This is a genomic window from Streptomyces tendae (genome assembly GCF_014650435.1).
GTDB classification, from domain to species: domain Bacteria; phylum Actinomycetota; class Actinomycetes; order Streptomycetales; family Streptomycetaceae; genus Streptomyces; species Streptomyces tendae.
The window spans coordinates 394,936-410,620 of the sequence record NZ_BMUY01000010.1 but is presented as its reverse complement, the minus strand read 5'-3'; the positions used below and the strand labels follow the sequence as shown (position 1 = coordinate 410,620).

At 70.7% G+C, this 15,685-nt stretch carries 14 protein-coding genes and 1 pseudogene; 3 read left to right on the top strand and 12 right to left on the bottom strand.

All coding sequences use genetic code 11. From position 1 onward, the window contains the following. The first annotated feature begins 128 nt into the window (after positions 1-128). Complete coding sequence (aceB, locus tag IE258_RS27005; protein WP_189747584.1) at positions 129-1,751, top strand: malate synthase A; 1,623 nt, start codon at positions 129-131, stop codon at positions 1,749-1,751. A 67-nt stretch (positions 1,752-1,818) separates the two neighbouring features. On the opposite strand, the gene IE258_RS27000 is transcribed toward aceB, so the two are convergent. The 9 genes from IE258_RS27000 to IE258_RS26960 form a co-directional block, all read right to left on the bottom strand. Beyond that, positions 1,819-2,733: a HipA family kinase gene (locus IE258_RS27000; RefSeq protein ID WP_189747582.1), complete on the bottom strand. Its 915-nt coding sequence runs from the start codon at positions 2,731-2,733 to the stop codon at positions 1,819-1,821. 39 nt (positions 2,734-2,772) lie between these two features. Beyond that, the gene (locus tag IE258_RS26995; protein ID WP_229892446.1) at positions 2,773-4,326 is read right to left on the bottom strand and encodes a sensor histidine kinase; all 1,554 of its coding nucleotides are present in this window, start codon (positions 4,324-4,326) and stop codon (positions 2,773-2,775) included. Further along, a complete protein-coding gene (locus tag IE258_RS26990) occupies positions 4,323-5,063 on the bottom strand; it encodes a response regulator transcription factor (protein ID WP_189747580.1) in 741 nt (246 codons plus the stop codon). The genes IE258_RS26995 and IE258_RS26990 overlap by 4 nt, the downstream gene beginning before the upstream one ends. Before the next feature lie 131 nt (positions 5,064-5,194). Then, positions 5,195-6,028, bottom strand: a complete 834-nt coding sequence (locus tag IE258_RS26985; protein WP_189747579.1) for a fumarylacetoacetate hydrolase family protein — start codon at positions 6,026-6,028, stop codon at positions 5,195-5,197. Then, positions 6,025-7,623 carry a sensor histidine kinase gene (locus IE258_RS26980; RefSeq protein ID WP_229892444.1) on the bottom strand — a complete coding sequence of 533 codons (1,599 nt, stop codon included), beginning with the start codon at positions 7,621-7,623 and terminating at the stop codon, positions 6,025-6,027. Before IE258_RS26980 ends, IE258_RS26985 begins: the two co-directional genes overlap by 4 nt. An 11-nt stretch (positions 7,624-7,634) precedes the next feature. Further along, positions 7,635-8,381, bottom strand: coding sequence for a response regulator transcription factor (locus IE258_RS26975; protein WP_189747575.1), 747 nt, complete (start codon positions 8,379-8,381; stop codon positions 7,635-7,637). A 104-nt stretch (positions 8,382-8,485) separates the two neighbouring features. Then, entirely contained in the window at positions 8,486-10,207 is a 1,722-nt protein-coding gene (locus IE258_RS26970) for a CotH kinase family protein (RefSeq protein ID WP_189747573.1), read from the bottom strand. Next, a complete protein-coding gene (locus IE258_RS26965) occupies positions 10,207-10,884 on the bottom strand; it encodes a DUF4956 domain-containing protein (protein ID WP_189747571.1) in 678 nt (225 codons plus the stop codon). The genes IE258_RS26970 and IE258_RS26965 overlap by 1 nt, the downstream gene beginning before the upstream one ends. Continuing rightward, positions 10,881-11,729 carry a polyphosphate polymerase domain-containing protein gene (locus IE258_RS26960; RefSeq protein ID WP_189747649.1) on the bottom strand — a complete coding sequence of 283 codons (849 nt, stop codon included), beginning with the start codon at positions 11,727-11,729 and terminating at the stop codon, positions 10,881-10,883. Before IE258_RS26960 ends, IE258_RS26965 begins: the two co-directional genes overlap by 4 nt. A 303-nt stretch (positions 11,730-12,032) precedes the next feature. On the opposite strand from IE258_RS26960, the gene IE258_RS26955 reads away from it, so the two are divergent. Continuing rightward, a complete protein-coding gene (locus IE258_RS26955) occupies positions 12,033-12,434 on the top strand; it encodes a hypothetical protein (protein WP_189747568.1) in 402 nt (133 codons plus the stop codon). 16 nt (positions 12,435-12,450) lie between these two features. Here IE258_RS26955 and IE258_RS41360 read toward each other — a convergent pair. From IE258_RS41360 to IE258_RS26945, 3 genes and pseudogenes are all read right to left on the bottom strand, one after another. Beyond that, positions 12,451-12,740, bottom strand: a pseudogene (locus IE258_RS41360) (maleylpyruvate isomerase mycothiol-dependent enzyme family protein); the annotation flags it as partial. Between the two features lie 90 nt (positions 12,741-12,830). After that, positions 12,831-13,829 (bottom strand): SDR family NAD(P)-dependent oxidoreductase, encoded by a 999-nt coding sequence (locus IE258_RS26950; RefSeq protein WP_189747566.1) that lies wholly within the window; start codon positions 13,827-13,829, stop codon positions 12,831-12,833. A 64-nt stretch (positions 13,830-13,893) separates the two neighbouring features. Beyond that, positions 13,894-14,862 carry an alpha/beta hydrolase family protein gene (locus tag IE258_RS26945; protein WP_189747564.1) on the bottom strand — a complete coding sequence of 323 codons (969 nt, stop codon included), beginning with the start codon at positions 14,860-14,862 and terminating at the stop codon, positions 13,894-13,896. 205 nt (positions 14,863-15,067) lie between these two features. Here IE258_RS26945 and IE258_RS26940 point away from each other — a divergent pair, with 205 nt between their 5' ends. After that, entirely contained in the window at positions 15,068-15,664 is a 597-nt protein-coding gene (locus IE258_RS26940; protein WP_229892443.1) for a TetR/AcrR family transcriptional regulator, read from the top strand. The last annotated feature ends 21 nt before the right edge of the window (positions 15,665-15,685 follow it).

The following is a 15,685-nucleotide window of genomic DNA, read 5'->3' as shown; positions in this document are numbered from 1 at the left end:
ATCATTGAAGTTCCACGATGAGGAAACTACTATCCACTGACCAGAAGCACTCCGCTGCACGGCGAGTGCGTAATGCCCCATACGCACCCTCTGGCACCCGGTGCCACCGCTGAAGGAAGTGACAGCTCATGTCCGCACCAGCGCCGTCCACGCTGGCCATCGTCGACGCCGAGCCCCTGCCCCGGCAGGAGGAGGTCCTCACCGATGCGGCGCTCGCCTTCGTGGCCGAGCTGCACCGGCGGTTCACGCCCCGGCGTGACGAGCTCCTCGCCCGCCGTGCGGAGCGCCGCGCCGAGATCGCCCGCACCTCCACGCTCGACTTCCTCCCGGAGACCGCCGCGATCCGCGCGGACGACTCCTGGAAGGTGGCCCCCGCTCCGGCCGCACTGCAGGACCGCCGCGTCGAGATCACCGGCCCCACCGACCGCAAGATGACCATCAACGCGCTCAACTCGGGCGCGAAGGTGTGGCTCGCGGACTTCGAGGACGCCTCCGCGCCGACCTGGGAGAACGTGGTCCTCGGCCAGCTCAACCTGGCCTCGGCCTACACCCGCACCATCGACTTCACCGACGAGCGCACCGGCAAGTCGTACGCCCTGCGCCCGGACGCCGAACTGGCGACGGTCGTCATGCGTCCCCGCGGCTGGCACCTCGACGAGCGCCACCTCCAGGTGGACGGCCGTCCGGTCCCCGGCGCCCTGGTCGACTTCGGCCTGTACTTCTTCCACAACGCACAGCGTCTGCTGGACCTCGGCAAGGGCCCGTACTTCTACCTCCCGAAGACCGAGTCCCACCTGGAGGCGCGCCTGTGGAACGAGGTGTTCGTCTTCGCGCAGGACTACGTCGGCATCCCGCAGGGCACGGTGCGTGCCACCGTCCTGATCGAGACGATCACGGCCGCGTACGAGATGGAGGAGATCCTCTACGAACTGCGCGACCACGCCTCCGGCCTGAACGCGGGGCGCTGGGACTACCTGTTCTCCATCGTCAAGAACTTCCGTGACGGCGGCGCCAAGTTCGTCCTGCCGGACCGCAACGCCGTGACGATGACCGCCCCGTTCATGCGGGCGTACACCGAACTCCTCGTCCGCACCTGCCACAAGCGGGGCGCGCACGCGATCGGCGGCATGGCGGCCTTCATCCCCTCGCGCCGCGACGCCGAGGTCAACAAGGTCGCCTTCGAGAAGGTCCGCGCCGACAAGGACCGCGAGGCCGGCGACGGCTTCGACGGCTCCTGGGTCGCCCACCCCGACCTGGTCCCGATCGCCATGGAGTCCTTCGACAAGGTCCTCGGCGACAAGCCGAACCAGAAGGACCGGCTGCGCGAGGACGTCGACGTCAAGGCCGCCGACCTCATCGCCGTCGACTCCCTGGACGCCAAGCCGACCTACGCCGGTCTCGTCAACGCCGTCCAGGTCGGCATCCGCTACATCGAGGCGTGGCTGCGCGGCCTCGGCGCGGTCGCCATCTTCAACCTGATGGAGGACGCGGCCACCGCCGAGATCTCCCGCTCGCAGATCTGGCAGTGGATCAACGCGGAGGTCGTCCTCGACAACGGCGAGCAGGTCACCGCCGGCCTGGCCCGCAAGGTCGCCGCCGAGGAGCTGGCGAACATCCGCGCCGAGATCGGCGACGAGGCCTTCGCGGCCGGCAACTGGCAGCAGGCCCACGACCTGCTGCTCACGGTGTCGCTCGACGAGGACTACGCCGACTTCCTGACGCTGCCGGCGTACGAGCAGCTCAAGGGCTGACGCCCGGGCACGCTCGACGGTCCGCGCCCCCGGTGCCGAAGCACGGCACCGGGGGCGCGGACGTGTGTCAGCCGAGGTGTACGGACCAGTCCTGCTCGGCGGGCGGCTTGCCGTGCAGGTCGGGGACCCGCTTCAGCCAGTCCGGCCGGCCCCGCCGGGTGCGCGCCGCGCGGGCGGCGTTCTCGGCGGCGAGTTCCTCCCGGCTCGGGAAGCCGGTGGGCAGCCACTGCCGGGAGGCCCGCACGCGCGCGTGCAGGTAGTCCACGTACGCGGCACGCACCTTCTCCGGCGTGTCGAGGTCACCCTCGCAGGTCAGCCAGGACTCGGGCACCCGGCCCACCACCTCGCTCAGCAGCTCCCGCGTCACCTTCGGCGCCAGCTCGGCGTCGGCGGCCGGGAGGTCGGGCGCGTAGTGGCCGAGGGCGTGGTGGCGGAAGTCGTACGCCTTCTCGGGCGGGGAGGCCCCCCAGCGGTGGTGGAAGACGAGGGCCGCGCCGTGGTCGATCAGCCACAGGCGCGGGGGTGCGGTGCCGAGGGTGGGCCACACCATGAGGTTGGAACTGTGCACCGTCCGGTCGACGTTCACGGTCAGGGCGTCCAGCCAGACGACCCGCCCGGCCTCCCGCGCGTCCACCGGGAACACCTCGGCCAGCTCGGGCGTGAAGTCGGCACCGCCCGACAGGTAGTCCATGCCGAGGTTGAGTCCCGCGCTGGCGTGCAGCAGGTCCCGCACCTCCTGGTGCGGTTCGGCCTCCGCGATCGCCGGGTCGAAGTGCGCGAGCACCAGCTCCGGCACCCGCAGCCCCAGCTCCCGCGCCAGCTCCCCGACGACCACCTCGGCGACCAGCGCCTTGCGGCCCTGCGCGGAGCCGGTGAACTTCAGGACGTAGGTGCCGAGATCGTCGGCCTCGACGACGGCGGGCACGGAGCCACCGGAGTGCAGGGGCTCGACGTAGCGGGTGGCGGTGACTTCGGTGAGCATGCGGCGAGCATAGTGACCCAGCGTGAACGCGGGTTCGCGTCAGTCGGCCACTCGTCCCGCGGCGGGCGGGGCCGGACGGACGGGCAGGACGAGACGGAACGTGCAGCCCCCGCCGGGTGTCGTGTCGAGTTCCAAGCGCCCCCCGTGCCCCTCGGCGATCGCGGCGGCGATCGAGAGGCCGAGGCCGCTGCCGCCGTGCGCGCGCGAGCGGGAGGGGTCGGCCCGGTAAAAGCGCTCGAAGACGTGCTCGGCGTCCCGGGCCGTCAGCCCGGGTCCTTCGTCCGCCACCTCGATCACACCGACCGGTGTGCCGGCCGGCAGCGCCGGGGACACGCTGGTGCGCCCGGGACGGTCGGTGCCGCAGCCGGTGTCGCTCACGGTCGTCTCCCCCACGCATACGTGGACCGGAGTGCCGGCCGGGGTGTGGATGCGGGCGTTGGACAGGAGGTTTTCCAGGATCTGGCCCAGCCGGTGGGCGTCGCCGGCCGCCTCGACCACCTCCAAGGCGTCGCCGCTGCCGGGTAGGGCCAGGGGTGCCAGGTCGACCGGGTGGCTCTCACGGTAGGGAGCGGCGGCGCGCACGGCGTCGGCGGCCAGGGCGAGCAGGTCCACCGGTTCGCTGCGATATGACGGTTCCCGGTCGAGGCGGGCCAGGAGCTGGAGGTCGTCGACGAGCAGGCTCATGCGTTCCGCGTTGCCGGCGATGACGCGGTTGCCCTCGTCGCGCTGCTCGGCGGTGAGGTGCTCACTCTGAAGCGCGAGTTGGGCGTAGCCCTGGATGGCGGTGAGCGGGGTGCGCAGTTCGTGTCCGGCGTCCGCGACGAACCGGCGCATGCGCCGCTCGGACGTCTCCCGCTCGCGCAGTGCTTCTTGCAGCCGCTCCAGCATGCTGTTCAGGACCCGGCCCAGCCGCCCGATCTCGGTGTGCCGGTCGGTGTCGGGCAGACGGAGGTCGAGCCGTCCCGCGCCGATGCGTTCGGCGGTGTGTTCCATACGGGTCAGTGGGAGCAGTCCGAGCCCGACGACCCATCGCCCCAGGGTGAACAGGGCGAGGACGGTGAGCAGGAGCAGGACGGCGTTGATCCAGAGGATCTTGTCGGACGCGCCGTCCACGGTGTCGAGCGGCAGGGCCACCACGGAGTTCATGCCGTCGGGTCCCGGGGTCAGCAGCACGCGCCACCTGCTGTCCCCGGTGGTGGCGTCGACCGTCTCGGGCCGGCCGGCCCGGAGGCCGAGTGCGGAGACCGGGTCGGCGAGGCGGGGGCCGGGCTCGGTGTCGGTCCCGAGCGAGGTGTCGACGCGGTGGCCGGAGGCGTCGTAGAAGTAGACCCGGAAGTCCGAGGGGAGGATGTCGGGTCTCTGGTCGGGAAGGGTGCCGCGCAGTGCGTCGGCGTACGCCCGTTCGGGCGGGTGGAAGCCGGTGAGCTGCTGGTCGACGCGGTCGAGGAGCCAGGACCGCAGCACGGCGAAGCCGATGAACTGGGAGACGAGGACGGCGGCCGTGGCCAGCGCGGTGGCCCCGAGGATCAGTCTCCTGCGCAGGGAGCGCGGCGGACGCGGCCGTGGGTCTGACGGCCGGCGGGGCACTCTCACTGGCCGCCGCCCGCCTTCCGGGGCAGCCGCAGGCAGTAGCCGACGCCGCGGACAGTGTGGATCAGTGGTGGGTGAAAGCTGTCGATCTTCTTGCGCAAGTAGCGGATGTAGGTGTCGATGATGCGGCTGTCGCCCGCGAAGTCGTAGTTCCACACGTGGTCGAGGATCTGGGCCTTGGTCAGTACCCGGCCCGCGTTGGCCATCAGGTAGGCCAGCAGCTTGAACTCGGTCGGTGACAGCCGGACGTACTGCCCGGCGCGGTGCACCTCGTGGGCGTCCGCGTCGAGTTCGAGGTCGGCGTAGCTTCGGACGGTGTGCTTCGGCTCGGGGACCGTGGCGCGGGCACCGGTCCGGCGCAGGATGGCCTCGATGCGCAGCAGTACCTCCTCCGGGCTGAAAGGCTTGCTCACATAGTCGTCGCCGCCGGCGCCGAGCCCCCGGATGCGGTCGTCGAGTCCGGTGCGTGCGGTCAGGAACAGTACGGGAACGTCGTTGCCGGCCGCCCGCAGCCGCCGGGTGACCTCGAAGCCGTCCAGGTCGGGAAGCATCACGTCGAGCAGTATCAGTTGGGGGTTGCTCCGTTCGATCTCCGCCAGGGCGGCCCGGCCGGTCCCGGCGCTGCCCACCTCGTAGCCGGTCAGTCGCAGGGTGGACTCCAGTAGGGCGCAGATGCTGGGTTCGTCCTCGACGACGAGGAGCCTGGGCCGCCTGGGCCTGTCCGCGGGCTGATCGGTCATCGTACGGCTGTCCCTTCGGTCGACTCAGCCGTTGCCCCGCGGCGCAGTCGTCCATCACGGTAGCCGTTGCTGGCGCTTCCCGCGCCACCGCCCTCGGCCGCGCAGGTCCGCCCGGCGGCGGGATGCCGCCGTCAGCGGCACGGTGGTAGGACGGTGCCGGTCAGCTCGCCCACCCCTTTGATCGTGGTGACCATCAGCTGTCCCTGCCGCACCGAGAGTGCCTGGTGCGGGTCCCTACCCCGGCCGCCGCGGGTACCGGTGGTGATCAGGTCGCCCGGCAGCAGGGTGACGAGGGTACTCACCCGGGCGACGACGGTGGCCACATCGAAGGGCAGGTCGGAAGTGTTGAACTTCTGCACAACCCGGTTGTCGACGACGCATGTGATCGTCAGGCCGCGGCCGCCCATCGGGGTGTCGTCGGTGGTGACCAGCGCGGGTCCCACCGGGATGGGTACGGCGACGCGTCGGCCGGATCCGTCGCCGGCCGGTCCGCCGTCCCTGTCGGCGGGCGCGACGTCGTTGACGACCGTGTACCCCGCGACGTGCCCGAGCGCGGCCTCGGCGGTCACGGTGCGCGTCGGGCGCCCGATGACCACGCCCAGTTGCGCACCCCAGTGCAGTTCGCCCGCCCCCTCGGGCAGCCGTATGTCGTCCTGTGCGCCGATCAGGTGCTTGCCGCCCTCGACGCGGAAGGACGGGGCTGTCGGCCGGTCCCCTCCGCCCGTGCCCGGCAGAGAGTCGACACGGGTGCGTACGACGTGCCGCGGGCTGCGCAGCAGGGGCGCGAAGGAGACCTCCTCCAGACGGGTGCGCTCGCCGGTCTCGGCTCCGGCCCTTTCCCGCCAGCCGTCGCCGGACGCGATCAGGGCGCCGACGTCCGGGTACGGCAGCAGCACGCAGTGTTTCTTCTGCAGTCGCGCGGCGGCCGTACGGCCGTAGCCCAGGCGGACGGTGCTCAGTTTCACGGTGTGCTCCTTCTGCGAGAGGGGTCCGCGGTGGCCGGGGTGGCGGGCGGGAGTTCCCTCGGCCGCGGAGTGGGATCCTGGGCCGGCTCGTGCGGGAGCAGCAGCCGGAACGTGCACCCTCGGCCGGGGCGGGTGTCGAGTTCCAGACGCCCCCCGTGCGCGGCGGCGATGCCGGAGGCGATGGCCAGCCCCAGGCCGAAGCCCGTGCGGGTGTCGTCCGGTGGGGTGGTCCGGGTCCGGTAGAAGCGTTCGAAGATCCGCGCCGCGTCGGGTGCGGCGAGTCCCGGTCCGTCGTCCGCGACCTCGACGACGCCTACCCTGCTGCCGACGTCCAGGGGCGGGTTCGCGCTCGTACGGTGGGTCAGGTCCCTGCCGGGTCCGCGGGCACGGACCCGCAGTCCGCCCACACGGACCCGGACGGCCGTACCCGACGGGGTGTGCGTGCACGCGTTGGCCAGCAGATTGGTGAGGATCTGCGCCAGCTGGTGGGGGTCGCCGACGGTCTGCACGACATCCAGCTCACCCGAGCCGGGTGCGTCGTCCGCGTCGTCGAGCGCGCCCAGACCGATCCTTCGGCCGGGATGCTGGACGGCCAGGGCGGCGATCGTGTCGGCCGCCAGGGACAGCAGGTCGACCTGCTCACGGTGGGCGACGGGCGCCTCGCTCAGTTGGGCCAGCTGGATCAGGTCGTCGACGAGCCGGCTCATGCGTCCGGCGTTCTGCACGATCAACCGGTGCGCCTCGTCGCGTCGGTCCGCCTCCATCCCCGGTGCGTCCACCAGGAGTTCAGCGAACCCTTGCAACGACGTGAGCGGGGTGCGCAGTTCGTGACCGGCGTCCGCGAGGAACCGGCGCAGCCGCTGCTCGGACGCTTCACTGCGCTGGAGCGCGGCCCGCAGCCGGTCGAGCATGCTGTTCAGCGCGTGGCTGAGGTGGGCGACTTCGGTGAAGGCGTGCCCGTCGGCTATGCGCAGCTGCGACTCGCCGTCGGCGATGCGGCGTGCGGTGCGTTCGACCCGGGTCAACGGGCGCAGCCCGAGCGTGACGAAGAAGCGTCCGGACGCGACCACGCACACGGCGACCGCCACTCCGACGACCAGGCTGAACCCCAGCATCTTCATGGTCGCCCCGTCGACCTCCCTGAGCGGCAGTGCGACGACGACCCGGCCGTCGTGCCCGTCCCGGGCGATGACGCGCCACCGGCCGTCGCCGTCGGCCGCTTCCACCGTCCGCGGCCGGCCGTCGCACAGCTCCAGCGAGCTCTCGGTGGCGGGCAGCGCCGGTCCCGCTTCCCCATCCCCTTCCCCGCCCAGCGAGGCTGCCATCCGGCGCCCGTCGCGGTCGTAGAAGTACACCCGGTAGTCGGAGGGCAGGAGGTCCTGCTCCCGCGCCGCCCGGACCGCGACGCCCTGGGCGGCTTCGCGTTCGGCATCGGGCATGAGACGGAAGCGGGTCAGCCGGCCGTCAACCTGGTCGGTAAGCCAGCCGTGCAGGACGGTCAGGCCCGCCGCCTGGCACAGCAGGACCGCCGAGGTCGCCAGCAGCGTCGTCCCCAGGACCAGCCGGGCCCGCAGCGAGCGCGGCCTCGGCCGCACCGCCCGGCTCTTCACGGCGCGGCCGTCGTGGGGTCCTGCCGGTCGGCCCGCAGGCAGTAGCCGACACCTCGGACGGTTTGGACGAGCTGCGGCGGGAACCGGTCGATCTTGCGGCGGAGGTTGCGTACGTAGGTGTCGACGATGCGGGCGTCGCCCGCGAAGTCGTAGTGCCAGACCCGGGAGAGGATCTCCTTCTTGTCCAGCACCCGTTCCGGCTGCGACATCAGGACCGACAGCAGACGGAACTCGGTGGGCGACAGTTGTACGGGCACCCCGGCGCGGCGTACCTCGTGGGTCTGCTCGTCCAGCATCAGGTCGGCGTAGCGCAGCGGGAAGCGGCGGTCCGCGGCGGCCTGCTGAGCGGTGCTGCGCCGCAGGATGGCGCGGATGCGCAGCAGCACCTCCTGGACGTGGAAGGGCTTGGTGACGTAGTCGTCGCCGCCGGAGCTGAGGCCGATGATCCGGTCCTCGATGTCGGTGCGCGCGGTCAGGAACAGCACGGGTGTGTAGACGCCCTCCGCGCGCAGGTGCCGGGTCACCTCGAACCCGTCGGTGTCCGGCAGGCCCACGTCCAGCACGATCAGGTCCGGTTGGGCGCGCCCCGCCTCGAACATGGCGGCCCGGCCGGTGGCGGCGACGGCGACCGTGTGCCCGGCGGCCTGCAGCGCGGAGGTGAGCAGGGTGCGGATGCTGGGGTCGTCCTCGACGACGAGGACTGTGTGACGGGCCGCCGGGGGGCTGGGCAACGCTGCGGGCATGGGTGTTTCCTTCGGTGGACGGCCGCGGGAGCACTCCTCCGGGAGCGCTCCTGTCCGCACTCCGGACGGCCGTCCGCGCGGGACGACCGTCCGAGGTCCGGGGATCAGCCGGTGACTTCCTTGTTCTTCGCCAGCGCCGCGGTACGGTCGTTGACCGTGCCGCGCAGCTTGTCGGCGGCGGTGTCCAGGCCCGCGCCGTCCGCGCCGGCCGCGCGGGCCTGGTCGGCGACGCGGTCGAGGGCCTTCAGCGCGGCGCCGGAGCCGTAGAACTTCTGGTACAGCTCGCGGTACGCCTTCTTGTAGACGCCGTCGAAGGCGTCGGACTCCAGGAAGCGCTCCTTCAGCGGGTGCCCGCTCATACCGCCAGGCCCTGCGCCGCCCCCGTCCTTGCCGGGCGCGCCGCCCTCGGGCGCCGGCATGCCCTCGGGCAGGTCCGTGGGCATCCCCTCAGGCATGCCTTCCGGCATCCCCTCGGGCATCCCCTCTCCCCCGCCGGGCATCATGGACATGCTGTCGTCCGGGCCGGCCGTGGCGTCACCGGAGAAGGTGAGGTTGTAGTCCCAGCCGAGCACGGAGAACTTCTTGGTATCCAGGTCGTACCAGAGCAGGTAGTTCTTGCCCGGGCCGGCCATGTCGTCGAAGTTCGTCATCAGGTTCTGCGCGGCGACGTACGTGGCGAGGGAGTCGATGTCGACATACTTGCCGAGATCCCGCTCGAACTCCTCGTCGGACGCCTTGTTCACCCACTTGACGAGCTCCATGACCGGTTCCAGGTCCCGGCTGCCGACCTTGTTGAGCTGGTTGAAGGACTTCTCGTAGTCGGTGGGGTCGTTGCCCTTGTACTCGAAGCTGCCACTGGCGCGCGCCTTGTACAGCACACCGTCGCCGTCCTCGATGGACTCCGCGTAGTCGGTGTCGGGGCTCTCGACCATCAGCCGGGTGCTGACCGGACGGTTGTTGACCTTGACCGAGGTGAAGGAGTACCGCTCGCTCTTCTGGCCGGTGCCGTCCATCAGATTCAGCGCCAGCGCCTCGTTGAGCGGCACCTGATCGCCGCTGCCCGGACGGAGAGAGATCTCCCGTTCGCCCTGGTAGGCGCGGCCCTCGACGAACTCGTCGATCTTGATCAGCCAGGGCAGTTCCTCGGGCTTCTTGTCCGAGAGGTTGTACTGGACCATGCCGCCCATGCCGCCCATGCCGCCCATGCCGCCCGGACCGGCGGCACCGCCCTGACCGGCGCCACCCTGACCGCCGGCACCGCCCTTGTCGCCATTGCCGCCGGTCGTGCCGGGGTCGCCGCCGTCCTGGCCGCGACCCCGGCCACCGGTCCCGCCGTCCTGCTGCGGGGCCGGCCCGCCCTGCCCGGCACCGGCGCCTTCGGGCATGTCCCGGCCGCCACCGGGCATGCCTCGGCCGTTGCCGCGCAGGGACATCAGGGTGGAGTTGCCCTTCAGGCGAATCCCGACGTCGTTCAGGTACACGCCGTCGATGGTGAGGTCGGCCTCGATGTAGTCCTTGGTGCCGTCCTCCCGGAACTCCTTCATCATCTTCTCGAAGTCGGTCTGCTCATAGGCGAGTTCGATGGAGTGGGTGGCCGAGGCATCGTAGAGGTCGACCGCGCCCTCCACGTTCTCCGTGATGACGTCGGCCTCCGTGCGGGAGGAGGAGGTGACGTACGGCGAGACGCGGGTGTCCCCGAAGGCGTAGACGAGGACGGCCAGTCCCGCGCACAGGGCACCGGCCGGCTTCCAGTGGTGCCGCAGCCGCACCGGCACCCGGTCCTTCAGCCGCCGTCGCGCACGCGCCGGCGTTCCGTTGTCCGTCATCACAGGTCGGTGGTGTCGTAACCGGTCAGGACGGTGACCCGCTGCCCCGAGGTGCGCTCCTGGAGGGCGGAGACGAGGTCTCCCGGCTCGGCGCCCTTCTTCAGCCGCACCGTGTAGAACACCTCGCTCAGCGCACCGCCGCGGATCGTCTCGGTGCTCACCAGCTCGAACTCGCTGGTGTACTTGATCAGCACGTCGCGGATGCCCGGCGTGTAGTCCTCGCCGGCGGGGACCTGGACCTTGACGACCTGCCGCTGGACGTTCAGGGCGAACCAGTTGAACTTGAACATCACGAGGATGACCACGCAGATGACCACCGCGCCGATCGCGGCCAGCGTGTAGAAGCGGGCACCGCAGGCCATGCCGATGGCCATCGCGAGGAAGATGAAGCCGACGTCCCGTGTCTCCTTGACCGCGTTGCGGAAGCGGACCACCGACAAGGCTCCGACCAGTGAGAACGCCCGGGCCAGGTTGGACCCGACGACCAGCATGATCAGGGCGACGATCATGCCCACGATGACCAGGGTCTGGACGTAGGACTGGCTGTAGGAGACGTTCCGGTGCGTGTACCGGTAGACGTGGCCGATCAGCGTACTCAGGACGAACGACAGCGCCATGGCGGCGACGACGTCGGCGACGCTGAACGTGCCGCTGAGTTCCTGGAGGTCGAAGTTCACTGTGCTCCTGCTTTCAAAGGCGCGTCGTGCGCCGACGGCTGCTCGGACAGCAGCGTCGTGGGGGTGGGGGTAGGAGGCGGACAGTCCGCCTCGTGGACATGGAAGACGGACCGGGGGGCCAGCCCGAACGCCTCGACGGACTGCACGTACTTGGAGATCCGGACCAGGTTCAGGTTCCGGCGGGCGGCGAGGTCGGTGATCCAGTGCGGGGTGCGCTCGTTGACCTTGATCTCCATCACCGACATGTGCGGCGGGATGGTGAACCGGTTCTCGGGGGTCGCCGTGGCGAAGTGGAAGTCGCGGTCCCGGCCGCGGATGCGCCGGTCGAAGGTGACCCGCAGACCGGTGTCCGCGTCCCGCCCGACCAGGGCCTCGCGCTGGTAGCCGGTGATCGCAGTGGGCTGCAGGTTCAGCCGCACGACGAGTTCGAGGACCTCTTGGACGAAGGCGCTCTCCTTGGCAGAGTGCTCGATCAGCTGCCGCCCGTCGCACAGCTGCCGGGCAACCCCGTACGGGAGGGTGATCCGGCGCTTCTGCGTGACCCGGTTGACCCGCTGCTTGATCTCGACGCACACGGGTGACTCGTCATTCACCCCGTCGAGGTCCCCGTAGTGCCGGATGCGCAGCTTGCGCCGGAACTTCAGACCTTCGATCTTCTCCCAGTAGAAGCGCAGCTGCGGAGTGTCGTAGTACAGGCTCCACACCCCGTAGCCGCCGACCGGGCTGTTCAGGTCCCGGTCCATGCGCTCGGCCAGCTCGTCCCGGATCTCGGCGGCCTGCTCGACCGGCACGAGGTACTTGAGCTCGAACCGGTTGAACGCGTGCAGCCTGCTGGCCACGTGCAACGACTCTTCTGCCGCATGGCCTGCCGCCACCGGCCCTTCCGCCTCCAGCCCTCTCGCCTCCTGGGCCTCTGCCTGCTGGCTCTGTGCTTTCCGCCACCTGGTCCCCGGCAGTGCCACAGTCCGTCTCCTTCCTCTCGTGGTCCGTCGACCGCGAAAGACACGAAACTGGTGCTGTGTGAGAAGGAGCTGAGAATTGCGGGGTAATTACACGGGAACTTGAGGTGTACGTCGGGTGAACCGGAGGCGGCGGCCGTCAGACGGTGCGACGAATCATTGGCCCGCCGCTGCACATACGCTGGCCGGGTGACGCTCACGAGAACAGGCAGACGGTGGCTCCTCGGGGCCCTGACGGTTTCAGCCGTACTCGCCTCGGGGTGCGCTCCCCCGGTCGACCCCGAGAAGCTGCCCGGCGTGTACCGCAACGAGGAGACCGACGGCAGGATCGCGCTCGATTCCGACGGGACGTTCTCCGCCACGCACATAACGATGGACGGCACCCCCGACGACCCGGCCGACTTCAGCGGCACCTGGGAATACGTCGAGAACGAGCATTCCAGCGACTTCGTCTACCTGTCGGTCGAGGACGGCGGACTCGGCATGGTGGGCGGCGTCCAGCTCTACGCGGAAGAGGAGGGTGAGGTGTACTTCCGCACCGACCCGGACGCACCGCCGAGCCTCGTGCTGACCAGGACGACGGCGTCCTAGCCGACCGGGGACGCGTTCACGCCGTCCGGCAGTGACCGCGGAGGAGTTCCACACCGTCCCCTTCGAGATCGTCGCAGTACGCCTCGCGTCCGGTCATGGCCATCACCAGGGCCGTGGTGGGACCGGACACGACAGGCCCGGAGCCGGTCGTGAAGGGCCCGTCGTCCGCGGCCAGCCTCAGCCCTCCGATCGCTTCTTGGCGACGACCACGAGCTCCGAGCCCCGGTAGTACTCGGCCACGCGCGTGACGACGTCGACCGGGTAGTCGTGGCGGATGCCCAGCGGACGCCGTATGTCCTCACCGTAGCCCGAAGACGATCGCGAAGATCAGCGCGCGTCGCGCCCACCACTACTCCGGCGGCTCCCGGACTGAACCCACGTGGCGGACCTGGCCGTTCAGGAGTTGAGCAGATCCTCGCTCAGCTCCCAGAGCCGCTGGGCCGACTGCGGGTCGATGGAGTGGGACGCGGCGTCGGAGGGGAGGTCGTCCGCGGTCACCGGCCTGACCTCGTCGTCGAGCGGGGAGACGTCGTTGTCCTTGAGGTAGACCCCGCCGATCTCGGCCAGCAGGGGGCTGGTTGCCGCGAACACGATGGTGGCCGCGCCCTGTTGGGGCGTCTTCTTGCCCCGGTCGGGGTCGATGACCGGTCGGCCGGACTCGTCGATCAGCCCCTGGGCGAGCAGGGCTTCCCTGCCCGCCGAGCTGTTCAGCGCCGTGCCGACGATCACGCCGGGGTGCACGGCGTAGCCGCGAATGCCGTCCTCGGCCCAGCGGCGGTCCAGTCCCACCGCGAAGAGCACGTTCGCGAGCTTGGACTGGGCGTAGGCCACACCCTGGTGGTAGTCGCCACGCCGGAAGTTCGGGTCGTCCCAGCGGATCTCGCCGAACCGCTGGGCGCCGGAGGACACGTTGACGACGCGCGACCCGGCGGCGGCGCGGAGGGCGGGGCGCAGGGCGAGGGTCAGCTGGAAGTGGCCCAGGTGGTTCGTCGCGAACTGCACCTCGTAGCCGCGCGCATCACGTTCGAGCCGGTTCGGAGGCGCTACGCCGGCGCAGTTGACCAGGATGTGGAGTGGACGGCGGCTTTCCAGCCACTGGTCGGCGAACGTGCCGATCGATGCCGGGTCGAGCAGGTCGAGCCGGCCGACCTCGACGCCGCCGAGCCCGGCCTCCGCCAGGGCGGCCGTGGCCCGCTCCGGAGCGCGCGCGGCCACCGTCACCGATGCGCCCGCCCCGGCCAGTGCGCGGGTGACCTCCAGGCCGATTCCGGCATGACCGCCGGTGACGACGGCGTACGTGCCGGTCAGATCGAGGCCCGCGATGACTTCGTCGGCCGTCGAGGCGGCGGTGAATCCTGATCCGATGGGGTGCTGCCGGTGTGCCACTCGGCTCATCTTCTTTCTCGTCCTACTCGTGGTGTGACTTCTCGGGGGGTCTTCTCAGCCTGAGAAGGCCGGGCTACTTCGACTCGACGCGGCCGAAGGCGTCGGACCCGGTGGTCAGCGCGTCCCGCGCCGTCTGCCAGGCGTCGTCGCCGGAGTCGAAGGCCGTGCGGAGGTAGGCCGCGGTGAGCTCCGCGACCGCGGCGACCCGGTCGGGGCTCTCGTCCGAGGTCTCGACGCTGTCGTGGCCCTGGATCCCGCCGAAGAGGTGCTCGCCGTTGAAGACGGTGAGGAGGGTCTTGGGCCCCGGGGCGAGGTGGTACGGGTCGGCGTGCCAGTCCGGGCCCATGGTCGTCCAGTGCTGGGAGTCGTCCTTGTCGCCGGCGACCACCAGCGCCGGGGTGGTCATCGTGGTGAGGTCGACGGTGCGGAAGACCGGCACCTGGTCGGACATGAACCCGTCGAAGGTGTCACCGCCCCTGCCGGTCGCGCCGATCAGCACGCCCTGCCTGATCCGCGGCTCGAGGAGGTTCACCTCTTCGTCGGTGTCGAGGTCGGTGATCCTGGCACCGAGGAGGAGTTCGGCGGTGAAGGCGCCGAGGGAGTGGCCGGCCACCGCGACCCTGCCGCGGTTCATGCGCCCGGCGAGCTGCGGGACGGCCTGCTCGATCTCGTCGAGCCGGTCGAGGACGGTCGTCATGTCCTTGGCGCGGGAGCGCCAGAACAGCGGCGCTTCGGGCCTGTCACCGACCAGGTGGCTCAGCCTGGGAGCGCTGAGGTGGTTGGGCTGGATGACGACGAACCCGCGGGCCGCCCAGACCTTGGCGAGCGGCAGATAGCCGTCGAGCGAGGAGAGGCCGTACGCCCCTCCGTGGCCGTGTGAGAAGAGGATGACCGGCAGGTCGGTGCCGGTCAGGGGCGCGGAGACGCGCACTTCGAGGTCCAGCGGCCGTCCGGGTACGGACAGGGTCAGCGGGCTGACCGACATGACGGGCGGGGCGGACGGGTGGAGGTAGCGGTCGGCTGTGGAAGTCCACTCGGGCATGGTGTGCCTTTCGTGTCGATGGCCTCCGCCGCGGCCCTCAGGGACAGGCGGCACGGGAGAGGAGGCAGGAGGAGGGGAACGCCCGGTTCGGGTAAAGTGGGAACCCAAAGCGGAACGTCGTTCCACTTCACAATACGGAGCACGGTTCCGTTTCGCAAGCCGAGACGGGGCCCGCTGCGAAATCGGTCATGAGGAGGGTGGACCTGTGCCCAGCGCGGAGCGCTCCGGGAAGGAGCCGGCCGGCAGCAGGCGAGCCGACGTGGTGCGCAACCAGCGAAGGCTGCTGGAGGCCGCGGCCGAGGTCTTCGTCACCTCGGGGCTGGACGCGCCGGTCCGCGAGGTGGCAGCCAAGGCGGGCGTCGGGGTGGGGACGCTCTACCGCCACTTCCCGACGCGGGTGGAGCTCGTCGTGGCCGTCTTCCGGCACCAGGTCGAAGAGTGCGCGCAAGCCGGTCCACAACTGCTCGCCGCCGCCGACTCACCGCTGCTCGCCCTGCGCCGGTGGATCGATCTGTTCGTCGACTTCCTGGTCACCAAGCACGGACTGGCGAACACGCTGCAGCCGGACAGCAGCAGCTTCGTCGCCCTCCACGCGTATTTCCTCGACCGGCTGCTGCCCGCCGCCGAGCAACTGCTGGGTGCCGCGGTCGACGCGGGCGAGGTCAGGCCCGGCATCGAGCCGTACGAGTTGATGCGCGGCATCGGCAACCTCTGCATCGCCGGTGACGACGATCCCCGCTACGACCCGCGTCGAATGATCGACCTGCTGCTGCGGGGGCTCGAGGCGCCGGCAACGTCCTGACGCGGGCCGCGCGCCGCCACG

Bases quoted from the DNA above. Each gene is read 5' to 3' on its own strand.
- aceB (WP_189747584.1), top strand. From the start codon at position 129: ATGTCCGCACCAGCGCCGTCCACGCTGGCCATCGTCGACGCCGAGCCC.
- IE258_RS27000 (WP_189747582.1), bottom strand. From the start codon at position 2,733: ATGCTCACCGAAGTCACCGCCACCCGCTACGTCGAGCCCCTGCACTCC.
- IE258_RS26990 (WP_189747580.1), bottom strand. From the start codon at position 5,063: ATGACCGATCAGCCCGCGGACAGGCCCAGGCGGCCCAGGCTCCTCGTC.
- IE258_RS26975 (WP_189747575.1), bottom strand. From the start codon at position 8,381: ATGCCCGCAGCGTTGCCCAGCCCCCCGGCGGCCCGTCACACAGTCCTC.
- IE258_RS26970 (WP_189747573.1), bottom strand. From the start codon at position 10,207: ATGACGGACAACGGAACGCCGGCGCGTGCGCGACGGCGGCTGAAGGAC.
- IE258_RS26950 (WP_189747566.1), bottom strand. From the start codon at position 13,829: ATGAGCCGAGTGGCACACCGGCAGCACCCCATCGGATCAGGATTCACC.
- IE258_RS26945 (WP_189747564.1), bottom strand. From the start codon at position 14,862: ATGCCCGAGTGGACTTCCACAGCCGACCGCTACCTCCACCCGTCCGCC.